This is a genomic window from Micromonospora sp. NPDC049047 (genome assembly GCF_040649135.1).
In the GTDB taxonomy this organism is placed as follows: Bacteria; Actinomycetota; Actinomycetes; order Mycobacteriales; family Micromonosporaceae; genus Micromonospora.
Genome location: NZ_JBEZEY010000002.1, coordinates 158,015 through 172,587, shown reverse-complemented (window position 1 = coordinate 172,587; position 14,573 = coordinate 158,015). Strand labels below are relative to the sequence as shown.

General features: G+C 71.4%; 13 protein-coding genes and 1 pseudogene. 3 read left to right on the top strand and 11 right to left on the bottom strand.

What is annotated here, in order from left to right; translation table 11 throughout:
* Positions 1-190: 190 nt before the first annotated feature.
* The 6 genes from topA to AB0B86_RS03750 form a co-directional block, all read right to left on the bottom strand.
* Positions 191-3,040 carry a type I DNA topoisomerase gene (topA, locus tag AB0B86_RS03775; RefSeq protein WP_357412945.1) on the bottom strand — a complete coding sequence of 950 codons (2,850 nt, stop codon included), beginning with the start codon at positions 3,038-3,040 and terminating at the stop codon, positions 191-193.
* Positions 3,041-3,467: 427 nt separating this feature from the next.
* A complete protein-coding gene (locus AB0B86_RS03770) occupies positions 3,468-4,193 on the bottom strand; it encodes a hypothetical protein (RefSeq protein WP_357415145.1) in 726 nt (241 codons plus the stop codon).
* Positions 4,184-4,726, bottom strand: a complete 543-nt coding sequence (locus AB0B86_RS03765; RefSeq protein WP_357404546.1) for a hypothetical protein — start codon at positions 4,724-4,726, stop codon at positions 4,184-4,186. Before AB0B86_RS03765 ends, AB0B86_RS03770 begins: the two co-directional genes overlap by 10 nt.
* Before the next feature lie 102 nt (positions 4,727-4,828).
* Complete coding sequence (locus tag AB0B86_RS03760) at positions 4,829-7,189, bottom strand: sodium-translocating pyrophosphatase (RefSeq protein WP_357415143.1); 2,361 nt, start codon at positions 7,187-7,189, stop codon at positions 4,829-4,831.
* 314 nt (positions 7,190-7,503) lie between these two features.
* Positions 7,504-7,941, bottom strand: coding sequence for an ATP-binding protein (locus tag AB0B86_RS03755; RefSeq protein WP_030334228.1), 438 nt, complete (start codon positions 7,939-7,941; stop codon positions 7,504-7,506).
* Positions 7,938-8,294: an STAS domain-containing protein gene (locus AB0B86_RS03750; protein ID WP_357404550.1), complete on the bottom strand. Its 357-nt coding sequence runs from the start codon at positions 8,292-8,294 to the stop codon at positions 7,938-7,940. Before AB0B86_RS03750 ends, AB0B86_RS03755 begins: the two co-directional genes overlap by 4 nt.
* A 140-nt stretch (positions 8,295-8,434) precedes the next feature.
* Between AB0B86_RS03750 and AB0B86_RS03745 the strand changes: the two genes are divergently transcribed.
* The 3 genes from AB0B86_RS03745 to AB0B86_RS03735 all read left to right on the top strand — a co-directional run bounded on the left by AB0B86_RS03745 (position 8,435) and on the right by AB0B86_RS03735 (position 11,923).
* Entirely contained in the window at positions 8,435-10,909 is a 2,475-nt protein-coding gene (locus AB0B86_RS03745; RefSeq protein WP_357415141.1) for a DEAD/DEAH box helicase, read from the top strand.
* A gap of 98 nt (positions 10,910-11,007) precedes the next feature.
* The gene (locus tag AB0B86_RS03740; protein WP_357404552.1) at positions 11,008-11,217 is read left to right on the top strand and encodes a hypothetical protein; all 210 of its coding nucleotides are present in this window, start codon (positions 11,008-11,010) and stop codon (positions 11,215-11,217) included.
* A gap of 127 nt (positions 11,218-11,344) precedes the next feature.
* Positions 11,345-11,923 (top strand): hypothetical protein, encoded by a 579-nt coding sequence (locus AB0B86_RS03735; RefSeq protein ID WP_357404554.1) that lies wholly within the window; start codon positions 11,345-11,347, stop codon positions 11,921-11,923.
* A 290-nt stretch (positions 11,924-12,213) separates the two neighbouring features.
* Here AB0B86_RS03735 and AB0B86_RS03730 read toward each other — a convergent pair whose 3' ends face one another.
* The 5 genes and pseudogenes from AB0B86_RS03730 to AB0B86_RS03710 form a co-directional block, all read right to left on the bottom strand.
* Positions 12,214-12,609 (bottom strand): Rv3654c family TadE-like protein, encoded by a 396-nt coding sequence (locus AB0B86_RS03730; RefSeq protein WP_357404556.1) that lies wholly within the window; start codon positions 12,607-12,609, stop codon positions 12,214-12,216.
* A gap of 1 nt (position 12,610) precedes the next feature.
* Entirely contained in the window at positions 12,611-12,925 is a 315-nt protein-coding gene (locus AB0B86_RS03725; protein ID WP_357404913.1) for a TadE family type IV pilus minor pilin, read from the bottom strand.
* A 122-nt stretch (positions 12,926-13,047) separates the two neighbouring features.
* Positions 13,048-13,215, bottom strand: coding sequence for a DUF4244 domain-containing protein (locus AB0B86_RS03720; RefSeq protein WP_081883916.1), 168 nt, complete (start codon positions 13,213-13,215; stop codon positions 13,048-13,050).
* Positions 13,216-13,237: 22 nt separating this feature from the next.
* A complete protein-coding gene (locus AB0B86_RS03715) occupies positions 13,238-13,879 on the bottom strand; it encodes a type II secretion system F family protein (protein WP_357415139.1) in 642 nt (213 codons plus the stop codon).
* Positions 13,876-14,451: pseudogene (locus AB0B86_RS03710) on the bottom strand (hypothetical protein); the annotation flags it as partial. The gene AB0B86_RS03715 and the pseudogene AB0B86_RS03710, both read right to left, overlap by 4 nt.
* Between the last annotated feature and the right edge of the window lie 122 nt (positions 14,452-14,573).

Sequence of the window (14,573 nt, the reverse complement as noted above, 5' to 3'; positions counted from 1 at the left end):
GGAGCCGGAGATCGACACCGGTTTCCGGTAACCGGGCTGTCGGTGGTGGTGGGATACCGCGACTTCACGAAAAACCGTGACGATCACCGGTTCGGCGCCGGCGCGGCGGCAGCGGCCGGCCTGGCGGCAGCGGCCGGTTGAAAGCGAAAGGCCCCCGGAGGGGCCTTTCACCTGATCTCGTGGCGCGGGGTCACTCGGTGCTGGTGGCCGCCTTGCGCGGGGCGGCCTTCTTCGCCGGGGCCTTCTTGGCCGCCGCCTTGGCGGTCGTCGCCTTGGCCGTGGTGGTCTTCTTCGCGGCAGTGGACTTGCTGGCGGCGGCCGTCTTCTTCGCCGCCGTGGCCTTCTTCGCCGGGGCCTTCTTCGCCGCCGCCTTCTTCTTCGGCGCCGGGCCCTTCGCTCGCTTCTCGGCGAGCATCTCGGACGCTTCCTCGATGGTCAGCGCCTCCGGCGTCTGCCCACGCCGCAGCGACGCGTTGAACTCGCCGTCGGTGACGTACGGGCCGAACCGGCCGTCCTTGATCACCATCGGCTTCTCGGTGGCCGGGTCCACGCCCAGCTCACGCAGTGGCGGCGCCGCCGCCCGCCGTCCACGGGCCTTCGGGGCGGCCAGCAGCGCCAACGCCTCGTCCAAGCCCACAGTGAACATCTGGTCTTCGGACTCCAGCGAACGGAACTCCTCGCCCCGCTTCACGTACGGGCCGTAGCGGCCGTTGTTGGCGAAGACCTCGACACCGTCCGGCGCGACACCGACAAGCCGGGGCAGGCTGAGCAGCTTGAGCGCCTCCTCCAGGCTCAACGAGTCCGGGGTCTGCGTCCGCAACAGCGACGACTTCCGCTCGCCACTGGAGACGTACGGGCCGAACCGGCCGGACTTGAGCACGATCGGCTCGCCGGTCGCCGGGTCGTCGCCGAGCTTGCGCTCGCCGCTGCCGCCGAGGAACAGCTCGTGCACCTTCTCCGGGGTCAGCTCGTCCGGGGCCACGCCCTCCGGGATCGGCGCCCGGTCACCCGGGGAGCCGCCCTCCTCGCCCTCACCCGAGGCGGCCGCCGCCTGCTGCTCGCCGCCGGGCAGCTCCCGTTGCAGGTACGGCCCGTACCGGCCGACCCGGACAACGACCTCGCGGCCCTCGTCGTCGGTGAAGAGCGGGATGGAGTTGACGCTGCGGGCGTCGATGTCGCTGAGATTTTCGGTGACCAGCTTCTTCAGCCCACCCGAGCGGGCGATGTCCTGGTCGCCGGCACCGGTGGAGCCGCCGAAGTAGAACGCGGTGAGGAAGTCGACAGCGGCGTGGTCGCCGCCGGCGATCTCGTCCAGCTCGTTTTCCATGCTGGCGGTGAAGTCGTAGTCGATCAGGCGCGGGTAGTGCCGCTCCATCAACCCGATCACCGCGAACGCCAGGAACGTGGGGATCATCGCCTGGCCGCGCTTGGTGACGTACCCCCGGTCCTGGATCGTCTGCATGATCGACGCGTAGGTCGACGGCCGGCCGATGCCCAGCTCTTCCAGGGCCTTGACCAGCGACGCCTCCGTGTAGCGCGACGGCGGCTGGGTGTGGTGGCCCTGCGCGGCCAACTGGTCGGCGGTCAGCGGCTGGTCCTTGACCAGGGTGGGCAGGCGACGCTCGGCGTCCTCGGCCTCGGCGTTCTCGTCGTCGCTGGACTCCACGTACGCCCGCAGGAAGCCCGGGTCGGTGATGGTCTTGCCGGTCGCGCCGAAGTCGGCCTCCTCCTGCGAGGTGGAGACCGCGCGGATGCGCACCGACACGCTGGAGCCGACCGCGTCGGTCATCTGCGAGGCGATGGTCCGCCGCCAGATCAGCTCGTAGAGCTTGAACTCCTCGGCGGACAGCTCCTTGGCCACCTCGCCCGGAGTGCGGAAGTTGTCCCCCGCCGGGCGGATCGCCTCGTGCGCCTCCTGCGCGTTCTTCACCTTGCCGGTGTAGCGACGCGGCTCCGGCGGAACGCTGCGCTCGCCGTACAACTCGACGATCTGCCGACGGGCCGCCGAGATGGCGGTCTCCGACAGGTTGACCGAGTCGGTACGCATATAGGTGATGTAGCCGTTCTCGTAGAGCCGCTGCGCGGTGCGCATCGTCTGCTGCGAGGACAGGCGCAGCTTGCGGGCCGCCTCCTGCTGGAGGGTCGAGGTGATGAACGGCGCGTACGGGCGGCGACGGTAGGGCTTCTCCTCGACCCGGGTGACGGTGAACGGCCGCCCGTCGAGTCGGGCCGCGAGACCCCGGGCACCACTCTCGTCGAGGTGGACGACACCGGCGCCGGCCTTCACCCGACCCGTGGTCGGCTCGAAGTCCTTACCGGTGGCGATCCGGTCGCCGTTCAGCGCGATCAGGGTGGCGTTGAAGGCCCGCGGACCCTCACCGGCGTTCGCCACGGCGAGGGTGGCCAGGATGTCCCAGTACTCGGCGGTGCGGAAGGCCATCCGCTGCCGCTCCCGCTCGACCACGATGCGGGTCGCCACCGACTGCACCCGGCCGGCCGAGAGCCGTGGCATGACCTTCTTCCACAGCACCGGGGAGACCTCGTAGCCGTAGAGCCGGTCGAGGATGCGCCGGGCCTCCTGGGCGTCGACCAGGTCCCGGTCGATCTCCCGGGGGTTGGCCACCGCCGCCTGGATCGCCGGCTTGGTGATCTCGTGGAAGACCATCCGCTTGACCGGAACCTTGGGCTTGAGCGTCTCCACCAGGTGCCAGGCGATCGCCTCGCCCTCGCGGTCCTCATCCGTGGCCAGGAAGATCTCGTCGACCTCCTTGGCCAGCTTCACCAGCTTGCTGATCTGCTGGCGGCGGTCGGCGGAGACGACGTAGAGCGCGTGGAAGCCGTTGTCCACGTCCACCCCGAGTCGGGCCCACGGCTCCTTCTTGTATTTGGCCGGCACGTCGGCGGCGTTGCGCGGCAGGTCGCGGACGTGACCGAAGCTGGCCTCCACGACGTACCCCGGGCCGAGGTAGCCCGAGATCGTCTTGGCCTTCGCCGGTGACTCGACGATGACCAGACGGGTGGTTCCAGCGTTGCTCGGCACGTCTCTCCCCGACCTCACTCCTGCTCGTGGCCTGCCAGCGCCCGGACAGCGACCGCCTTCGACCCCGCCGTCACACCGGCGGTCCGGATGTCCAACGTAACGCGCCGCCCGCGTTTCGGGTTTCGCGGGCGGCAAACCGCCACCGCGCGACGGCCAACTCCCGTCCCGCCGCGCTCGGCACTGCCAGACGGCGCCACCGTACACCGTGGGTAGGGCTCGAAGCGGGTCACTGTGACGATGGCAGGCCTACGGCGGAGCCCCAACCCGCCCGTTTCCAGCCCCGAACCCCTGTCGGCTATCCGCCACCACCCCCGCGCCCCTCCCTCTCTGACCCCGTCGATCATGGACTTGGGGTGGGCGTTATCACCCCGGGAGAGCGTTCTGTCCCCACCACGACTCCATGATCGACGCGACCGGGGGGTGGGGGTTAGGTTGGCCAGGATTGGGGTGGGGTTGCTGGTGGGGGTGCGCCGACCAGTTCGGCGAGCCGGGAGAGTCGACGGCGACCGGTGATCCGGAACGCGGGACCACCGTCGTGGGGGTCGAGCAGCGTGCCAGCGAGCCCGGCCGCGGCGAGCGCGACCCCGATCCGCTCCCAGCACTCCCGGTCGTCCGGGCCGAGGCGCAACAGGAAGCCATCGGGCGGCTCCGGCGTCCCGGCGGCGGCGAGCCACAGCCGCAGCCGCCGGCCGGTCAGGTGAAAGGTGGCGGGCGGGCGTTTCGCCGTACCGTGCAGCCAGCCGGCCGCGAGTGGCTTCAACACCCGGGTGTACGACGTCCGCACGGCGTGTCGCTCCCCCTCGGTCGGCTCCCAGCTCGCCGCCAGCCCGCGCGCCGCCAACTCGGCGACGAGCACGTGCACCCGCCACGCGGCGTCCACCTGCACCGAGAGCCGGGCGGTGCCACCCATCCGGACCACCTCGCCCGGCCCGGCTAGCAGCCCGGCCAGGTCGGCGACCGCAGGCTCGGCCGCCTCCGCCCCGAAGAAGACAAGTTGCCGACCCGCCTCGGCGGCCTGGATCGGCTCCGGCTGCGGCCGGCCGGACTGAGCTGGGACGGCGCGTCGCCGCGCCGGTGCGGGCGCGTCGGACTCCGGGGCGGGAAACAGCGCGGGTGGCTCCGCCGGAGTGTCGTCGAGCCCGCTCAGTGACACTCCGGCACCTCGTCGAAGGCTTTTTTCAGCTCCTCGGAGTTGAGCTTGCTGGTGTCCAGGGCGCTGGCGTCGTACTCCGTGTTGAGGGTCGCCACCGCGGCCCGCACGCCGTCGTAGAAGGCGGTCGGCTCGCCGGTGCCCAGCCCGTCGATGGTGTCCCGGGCGCGACCGTAGGCGTCCCGCATCTTCTCAAGTGAGCTGCGGAAGCCGGCGGAGATGGCCTCGCCGTTGTCGGTCTCCGGCACACCCGCCCGTTCCACCTTGCGGCGCGCTGCCTCACTTGCCTGCTCCGCCCCACCGAAGAGCCGCACCAGGTTCTCCTTGGCCTGCGCCGGCGTGGTCTGCGCGGTCATCTGCTCGTCCGTGCTGCTGGTCAGCTTGCTGATCTCGGAGCGCCACGGGGTGAGCGCGCCGCACACCGAAGCCGCCCAGGCCCGTGGACTGGGGCCACCGCCGCAGCCGGCGAGGACGACGACGATCGTGGCCAGGACCACCGTGAGCTTTCCGGCGGCAGACGCCCGGCACGTACGCATGCGTTGCAGCGTACGGCCTTTGGGCAGGTGTGGCACCGGGCCGGACGGCCCGGGTCCCCGGTCGACGCTGACGTCGACCGGGGACCCGGTGCCGGTGCCGGGTCAGGCGTTGACCGTCTCCGGCCGGTGGTCGGTGCTGCCCGCGCCGGTGCTGCCATCGGCGTCGGAGTCGGACATCGCGATGCCCTTACGCTTGCTGAACAACACAGACGCCACGATGATCAGCGTCGCGACCAGCGCGATGCCGACCCGCACGCCGACGTTGCGGTCATCGCCGACGCTGTACGCCACCACGGCGGGCGCGATCAGCAGCGAGACCAGGTTCATCACCTTGATCAGCGGGTTGATCGCCGGGCCGGCGGTGTCCTTGAACGGGTCACCGACGGTGTCGCCGATGACCGTCGCGGCGTGCGACTCGGAGCCCTTGCCGCCGTACGCGCCGTCCTCGACAAGCTTCTTGGCGTTGTCCCACGCGCCACCGGAGTTGGCCAGGAAGACCGCCATCAGGGTGCCCGCCCCGATCGCCCCGGCCAGGTACGCGGCGAGCGCGCCGGGCCCGAGGCCGAAGCCGACAGCGATCGGCGCCAGGATGGCCAGCAGGCCGGGGGTCATCAGCTCGCGCTGGGCGTCCCGGGTGCAGATGTCGACGACCTTGCCGTACTCCGGGCGCTGGGTGCGGTCCATGATGCCGGGCAGCTCACGGAACTGCCGGCGGACCTCCATCACGACGGCGCCGGCGGAGCGGGACACCGCGTTGATGGCCAACCCGGAGAAGAGGAAGACCACCGCCGCGCCGATGATCAGACCGACCAGGTTGCGCGGGTTCGCCACGTTGAGCGCGTTGAGGATCTCCGCCTCGACGTTGCCCACCTTCGCGTCCCCGTACGCGGCCTTCAGCGAGTCGGTGTACGAGCCGAACAGCGCGGTCGCGGCGAGCACCGCCGTGGCGATCGCGATGCCCTTGGTGATCGCCTTGGTGGTGTTGCCAACCGCGTCCAGCTCGGTGAGCGTCCGGGCGCCGTGCTCGTCGATGTCGCCGGACATCTCGGCGATGCCCTGGGCGTTGTCGGAGATCGGCCCGAACGTGTCCATCGCGACGATCACGCCGACAGTGGTGAGCAGGCCGGTGCCGGCCAGCGCCACCGCGAACAGCGACAGCGTGATGGAGCTGCCGCCGAGGAGGAACGCGCCGAAGACACCGGCGCCGATGAGCAGCGCCGAGTAGACGGCCGACTCCAGGCCGATGCTGATGCCGGCCAGGATCACGGTCGCCGCGCCGGTCTGCGAACTCTTGCCGATGTCCTGCACCGGTCGCCTGTTGGTTTCGGTGAAGTAGCCGGTAAGCGCCTGGATCGCGGCGGCCAGCACGATGCCGATCACCACCGCGCCGATGGCTACCAGTCGAGGGTTGCCGGGCGCGTCGGTGAGCCCGCCGTCGAACTCGTCGAACGTCGCCGGGAGGTAGGCGTAGGCGGCGATCGCCACCAGCACCGCGGAGAGCACCGCCGAGATGTAGAAGGCCCGGTTGATCGCGCTCAGGGCGTTACGGTCGGAGGCGCGCAACCGGGTGATGAAGACACCGACGATCGCGATCAGCACGCCGATGGTGGAGATGATCAGCGGGAAGACCAGGCCCTCCTCGCCGAACGCGGCGCGGCCGAGGATCAGCGCCGCGACAAGCGTCACCGCGTACGACTCGAACAGGTCGGCGGCCATGCCGGCGCAGTCACCGACGTTGTCGCCCACGTTGTCGGCGATGGTGGCGGCGTTGCGCGGGTCGTCCTCGGGGATGCCCTGCTCGACCTTGCCGACCAGGTCGGCGCCGACGTCGGCGGCCTTGGTGAAGATGCCGCCGCCGACCCGCATGAACATCGCGAGCAGCGCGGCGCCGAAGCCGAAGCCCTCCAGCACTGTCGGCGCGTCACCCCGGTAGACCAGGACGACGAGCGCGGCACCGAAGAGGCCGAGGCCGACGGTGAAGAAGCCGACGACGCCACCGGTCCGGAAGGCGATCTTCATGGCCGCCTCGCGGCCACCTTCCCGTTCCCTCGCGGCGGCGGCGACGCGCAGGTTGGCGCGGGTGGCCAACCACATGCCCGCTCCGCCGATGAATGCGCTGAACAGGGCGCCCACCACGAAGAAGAGGGAGCGGCCGAGCTTCACCGCTACCTCACTGCCGTCGGTGTCGTGCACCGGCAGCAGGAAGAGCAGCACCACGGCGATGACGACGAAGATCGCCAGGGTGCGGAACTGACGGAGCAGGTAGGCCGAGGCGCCCTCCTGGACCGCCCCCGAGATCTCCTGCATGTTGGTGGTGCCCTTGCCGGCGGCCAGCACCGTTTTCGTCAGGGCGGCAGCGAAACCGAGCGCCACCAGCGCGACAACCGCGGCGATGACGACGTAGGTGACATTGCTTCCGGTAAGGGAAAGCCCGCCGCCGTCGGCGGCCAAGGTCTCGGACATCTGTGTCCTCCTGTTACCGAACACTCGCGCCGGTGAGTGGAGACGCACCGACCGACGCCTGGATGCGGACTTCGCAAGCGAGCGCCAACCCCAGCGGACCAGCGATGACCACCCATACCCGCTGGCTGCGGGATGGATCACTTGCTGACAACCCGGGTACTGTAGCCCTCCACAGTGTTGGAGGTCACACGCAGGTGCCACCGTGTCGCGATGATCTTCGTCGCTGTGTTATGAATCCAAATCTGATATAGGGCACGGTCCATGAACGAAAGGGCCGCACCCCCACCGGGATGCGGCCCACGAAACGATTCGGTTCAGCGGCCGACCGGCCACACCATCCGTACCTCGGTGCCGATGCCCTCGTCGACCGGGCGCACCTGGAGGTCCTCGACGAAACCGGCGAGCAGCGCGAACCCGACGCCGGTGGTCAGCGCCTCATCGGTGAGCGACTCGTTCGCCAACTCGTCCGGGGGCAGCGCGGTCAGGCCGATGCCAGCCTCGATCGGCGCCCGGTCCACCACCCGCACCGCGTACGAACCACCGTCGGACATCTCCACGAGCACCGGGTCGGCCAGGCCGTACTGCCGGTGCAGTGCCACCGCACGGGTGCATGCCTCACCGATGGCCAGGCGTACCTCGTCCAGCAGGTCCTCCCGGACCCCGGCCCGCCGCGCGACGGCGACACCGACCAGCCGGGCGGTGCGCACGTGCACCGGAGCGGGGGAGAACGAGAGCTTGACGGTCGCCATCACGCGCCGGCGCCCGCCGGGTCGGCGCTGATCGCCGCGTCGACCGTCGGGTGCAACGGGAACACCTGGTCCAGTGCGGTGATCCGGAAGATCTTGAGCAGCGGTTCCTTGTCACAGACCAGGGCGAACGAGCCGCCGGCCGAGCGGAGCCGCTTGAGCGCGCCGACCAGCACGCCCAAACCGGTGGAGTCGAGGAAATCCACCCGGTCGAGATCGACGACCACGTGCCGGGCGCCACCGTCGATCAACTCGAGGAGTCGTTCGCGGAGCCGGGGCGCGGTGTAGACGTCCACCTCACCACCGACCTCGAGCACCGTGTGCTCACCCTCGGTGCGGGTCGCCAGCGACAGCTCCATCGGTCCTCCTCGCCAGAGCCGTAAACTCTCGTGGGCATCTAACCACTACCGCCGGTGCGGCCTGCGGACGCCAGCGGAGGCTTCCCCTTACCCCCCGGCCCGACTTTTCATCTCCGAACACCAGTGCGAGAGTGCAGGGCGTGACCTCCAACGACTTCGGCGCGGCGCACCACCCGCCGCTCCATGACCCGGAGTCGTCGCCCGCGGCCACCGTATCCGCTGCTCGCGGCCCTGGGCCAGCGCCGGCCGACCTGCTGCGCCGGCTCCGGGCCCGGGGCGTCGGCGATCCGGTCACCCACGTCGAGCGGGTGCCGGCCCGCGCCGGGGTGCCCGCCCCCTGGCCGTCGTGGGCACCGGAGGAACTGCGCGCGGCGTTCACCAGCCGCGGAGTGGCAGCACCCTGGCAGCACCAGGCCGCGGCGGCCGACCTGGCGCACGAGGGTCAACACGTGATCGTCGCCACCGGCACCGCGTCCGGCAAGTCACTGGCGTACCAGCTCCCGGCGCTTGCCACCCTGCTCGCCGACCCCCGGGCCACAGTGCTCTACCTGGCACCGACGAAGGCGCTCTCCGCCGACCAGCTGCGGGTCGTCGCCGCGCTGGAACTGCCAGGGGTACGCCCCGCCTGCTACGACGGGGACACTCCGCGCGCCGAACGGGAGTGGGTCCGCCGGCACTCCCGGTTCGTGCTGACAAACCCCGACATGCTGCACCACGGCATCCTGCCCGGCCACGCCCAGTGGTCCGGTTTCCTGCGCCGCCTCGCGTACGTGGTGATCGACGAGTGCCACACCTACCGTGGCGTGTTCGGCTCGCACGTGGCGCACGTACTGCGTCGGCTCCGCAGGCAGTGCGCCCGGTTCGGGGCCACCCCGGTCTTCGTCCTCGCCTCGGCGACCTCCGGCGACCCGGCGACCGCGGCCGGACGGCTTACCGGCCTGCCGGTGACGGCGGTCACCGAGGACGCGTCGCCGCGCGGCGGGGTGACCTTCGCGCTCTGGGAGCCGCCGCTGCTGCCACCCGAGCCGGGCTCCGCACCCCCTGCCTCCACACCTCCGGTGCCCCCACCGGCCACCGGCGACGGCACCGCGCCGCCCGCACCCCCGCAGGCCACCGGCGACCACGACGACCTTCGGCAGGTCCGCCGGTCGGCGCTGCGCGAGACCGCCGACCTGCTCGCCGACACGGTCGCCGAGGGGGTACGCACCCTCGCGTTCGTCCGCTCCCGCAAGGGCGCCGAGGTCGTGGCGGCAAACGCGCGCCGGTCGCTCGACGACGCGGTGCCGGGGCTCGGCGACCGGGTGGCCGCCTACCGGGGCGGCTACCTGCGCGAGGAGCGACGGGAGCTGGAGCGGGCGCTGCTGCACGGCGACCTGCTCGGCCTGGCCTCCACAAACGCGCTTGAGCTGGGCGTGGACCTGGTCGGGCTGGACGCGGTGCTGATCTGCGGCTACCCGGGCACCCGGGCGTCACTGTGGCAGCAGGCGGGCCGCGCCGGGCGTTCCGGACAGGAAGCCCTCGCCGTGCTGGTGGCCCGGGACGACCCACTCGACACCTACCTGGTGCACCACCCGGAGGCGATCTTCGGTGCCCCGGTGGAGGCGACGGTGCTCGACCCGGCAAACCCGTACGTGCTGGCGCCGCAGCTCGCCTGCGCCGCCGTCGAGGCGCCACTCACCCCGGCCGACCTGGTGCTCTTCGGTGACGGCGCGAAGGAGGCCGTTGACCAGCTGGTGGAGGCCGGGGCGCTGCGGCAGCGGCCCACCGGCTGGTACTGGCGGCATCGCGAGCGGCCCGAGGTGGACCTGCGCGGAGAGGGTGGCGCCCCGGTCTGCGTTGTGGAGTCGTCGACCGGCCGGCTGCTCGGCACTGTCGACGGCAGCTCCGCGCACTTCCTGCTGCACCGTGGCGCGGTCTACCTGCACCAGGGCGTCTCGTACGTGGTCGATGACCTCGACCTCGCCGACGGCTGCGCACTCGTGCACGCCGAGGAGCCGGACTGGTCCACCCACGCCCGCGACGTCACCGACCTGTCAGTGGTGTCGGTACGTTCCTACGTGGACGCCGGGCCGGTCGGCATGTTCCTCGGCGAGGTGGACGTGACCAGTCAGGTCGTGTCCTACCAGCGGCGACGGATCGCCACCGGCGAGGTGATCGACACCCGACCACTCGACCTGCCCACCCGGGAACTGCGGACGGTGGCGGTCTGGTTCACCCTGTCGCCGCAGTCGTTGGCTCTTGCCGGGGTCCAGCCCGCCGACGTGCCTGGTGCGCTGCATGCCGCCGAACACGCCGCGATCGGTCTGCTGCCGCTGATGGCCACCTGCGACAGGTGGGACATCGGTGGGCTCTCCACAGCCGTACACCCGGACACCGAGGCGCCTACCGTGTTCGTCTACGACGGGCACCCGGGTGGCGCGGGTTTCGCCGAGCGGGCGTACGGGACGGCGTCGGCGTGGTTGCGGGCCACTCGGGACGCGATCGCCGAGTGCGGTTGCGAGACCGGTTGCCCGTCCTGCGTGCAGTCGCCGAAGTGCGGCAACGGCAACAACCCCCTCTCCAAGCCGGACGCGATCCGGGTGCTCGACGTGGTGCTGGCGAACCTGCCCGAATGAGCGGTTGCATGAACCGGCCTGACACTGGGCACAATGTGTGGGAGCGCTTCCATCGATCTCTCTCTTGCTGATTGCCCCGCCGTGCCCGAGGAGAAGCCGTGGCCGACACCATCGCCGAGACCGTCGACCTGCTCTACAGCATCGACCAGGATCAACTCACCCTCGACCAGCAGATCGCGCTCGGTTCCGCGCTGGCCAACCTGGCTCAGGCCGAACGGCTGGAGCAGATCAACGAACGGCTGCGCGTCATCCACCAGGTCTTCAACACCTGGGCGCTGCGCGCCGCCACCACCACCGACGGGCGCTGATCCATCCCCCCGCTGGTCTGACACCCGCCGACGGCTACCCAGCGTCTTGCGATCGCCGATGGCAGGGGAGCACGACAGTTGTTGGGCTGTGCGAGACTCCGGCGGACCAAACCCCTGAGGAGCTCAGATGCAGTTCGACAATTTGCAGAACCAGCAGCAGTTCTATGTCCGTCAGCGACTGCGCATGATGGTCAACCAGTACGAGGTCCGGACGGTCGCCCCGGACGGCACCGAGGGTGAGCTGATCGCGTTCGCGCAGCAGAAGCGCCTCGCCTTCAAGGAACAGGTGACGATCTACACAGACGACTCGAAGCAGCAGCCCCTGCTCGGCTTCAAGGCCCGCCAGCGCATCGACCTCGGCGCCACGTACGACGTCACCGACGCGGCCGGCAACGCGATCGGTTTGTTCCGCAAGGACTTCGCCCAGTCCCTGCTCCGGTCGACGTGGCACGTCGAGCAGGCCGGCCTGCCGCAGGTCACCGGCCAGGAACGCAGCATGCCGGTGGCACTGCTACGCCGGTTTGTCGACTCGCTGTCGTGGCTGCCGTACCACTTCGACTTCACCGCCGGCGGCCAGCCGGTCTTCACCGTGGTCAAGAAGTGGGGGCTGCGGGACAAGTACATCGTCGAGGTGCAGCACCCCCAGATCGACCGTCGCCTGGTCATCGCCATGGCCGTCGCCCTCGACGCGCTCCAGGCTCGCTGACACCTTCGGCTCACCCACTGCCCGGCCGCTGACCGGGACGAGGCCTCAGCCTGGTCCCGGCCAGCAGGCTGTCGGCGGATACCGCGACGTTCGCCGGTTCGTCGAGCGGCCGGCCCCGCCGACCCGACACCTGGCGCGAGCCCTGTGTGAACGGCAGCAGCCGCCCAGCCGCGCGCCCGACCCGGCGATCTTCCGGCGTGCCCACGGAATGCTCGGCCCCGACCCGGCGATCTTCCGGCGGGTCCGCCGAATGCTTGGCATCGACCCCGAGTAGACCCTGATGATGTCGGTCAACCGCGTACCGGTCCGGCGCGGGCCGTCGATGTGGCGACCCGGGTCAGTCCGGGGAGTGGGGTGAACACCACCTCGACCGTCACCAGCACGTCCAGTCCGTCAAGGCGACAGCCGACCGTCCGGCCGGCGTTGCGGCTGGCGATGTCGGCAGCGAACGCGCAGGCCGTCGCCTCGCCGTCGAACGGGTGGGCGGCTCCCGCCAGCGCGCCAAGATCGGCTGCCACCGCCGCCCGCTGACCCGCCAACCAAGTCGCGGCGATGGCGGCGCCGAACGTGCCGACCAGCAGAAAGACCAGCCCGGTCGCCAGCACCAGGATGGTTGCCCCGCCGCGCTGCGCGTCCGGCGGGGCGTCGTCGAGCCGTTCGGAGTCCGGGCCGAGAGTCCGTCGCATCTCAACTCCGCTCAGCAACGCCAGGTTCCACCGCCGCGACCGCGGTGGCGACCACTGTGATCCGGGGAAGCCGGCCGCCAAGCGCCCGGACGGGCGCGCGTACCGTCGTCCGCACCCGGTTGCCGTCCACGGACACCGACACCTCCGCCCCCGGGGGTGCCGCGCGCTCACCTTCGGCTCCGCCGTCCGCGCCACGGGCGGTGGCCAGCGCCGCTTCCCGGGCCGCGTGCAGGCAGCCGGCCTGGGCACTCACGGCATTGACGGCGGCGAGTCCAGCCAGCAGGAGCAGGAGCAGCGCCGGCAGGCCAGCCGCCAGTTCGGCGGTGAACGACCCGCGTTCGCCGTCGGCGACCCACCCGACGGTGCGGGTTCTGCGCCCGCCGCGCGCTCGCCCGGGATCGCCGCGCCTCCGATCGGGGCCAGCCTGCCGGCGCCCGATCACTTCAGCGCCCGGTCGATGACGGCGGTCAGCGCCGACTGAACGTTGCCGGAGGTCAGCACCTTCAACAGGATCCCGGCGAAGGCAACCGCCGCGAGTGTGCCGACGGCGTACTCCGCCGTGTTCATTCCGGCGTCGCCACGCAGGCGGGCGATGAGTTTGCGCATTACTGTTTCCCTTCTCGATGGGTCAGAGCACGTCGCCGAGAACGGCGACGATCACCGGCACCAGGCCAGCGAGAATGAACGCCGGCAGGAAGCAGAGCCCCAGCGGCAGGACGATGAGCACACCCGCCCGACGGGCTGACGCCTCGGCAGCGGTCGCCCGGTCGGCACGTAGGTCGTCGGCGAGCCGGGTCAGTGCACCGGCCAGGGCTGCGCCGCTGTTCGACGAGCGCAACGCCGCAGCGGTCAACCGCTCAGCACCGGGCACCGCGTCCAGCGCGGACCACGCCTCCGCCGGACCACCGCCGAGCAGCATCGTGCGGCCGGCCCGGGCCAGCCGCACGGCGAGTGGTCCGTCCAGAGCCTCGGCGACGGCCAGCACCGAGCGATCCACCGGAGCGCCCGCCCGCATCGCGGCGGCCAGCAGGTCGACAGCGAGCGGCAGGTCGGCGGCTTCCTGAAGCCGCCGCTTGCGCACGCCCGGTGACTCGATCCGGCGCAGGAGAAAATCAAGCAGCACCGCGGTCGGGACCGCACCGAGCAGCCCCAGCCAACCCTCGGCGACCACGGCCACGGCCAGCCCGCCCAGCGCTGCGGCGAGGCGGATCGCGTCCGGCCGCCGCCCACCGGCTGGTCCGCGTGGGCTCGTTGGACTCCGCGACATCATCCGGCCCGCCCCGGCGCCGCGCCCAGCCGCTCCGTCCAGAGAAGGCCCACGACCTGCAAGGCGACCGCGACGACGGCACAGACACCGCCGACACCGCTGTGCAGCAGCACCGCCACCGGGTCGACGCCGATTCCGTACCCCAGCCCGATCCCGCCCACCGGCAACGCGGCCAACAACCAGGCCGTGGCCCGGGCGCCGGCCGCCTGGGCCGCCGCGGCGGCCAGCCCTCGGTCGGTCGCCCGCGCGTCGGCCTCGATCCGCTCGACGAGTTCCGCGAGTGGCGCGCCGGTCCGATCGGCCAGCCGCACCGCGGCCGCCGTCAGCTGACGCAGCCGGTCGGACCCGTCCCGCCCGTCGGTGGCGGCCTCGATCGCGTGCGGCACGGGCAGGCCGGCCCGGAGGTCGGCCGCAAGGCCACACAGTTGGTCCAGCCCACGTCGCCTTCGACGCTCGGCACCCCGGTTCACACGCCAGCGCACCATCGCCCGTGCGGCAAGTACGGCGTACCCGCCAGACGCGACCGCTGCGACCGGGCCGCCGAGCACCGCACCGGCACCAGCTGCCAGCATCCCCACCAGCGGCAGGACCCGCGTCGACGACAGTGGAATCCGCCGCCACGCACCCACGGTCGGGGCATCGGTCGATCCGACGAGCTGGTCGGCCCGGTGCACGACACCTGCACGGCCCTCAGCCG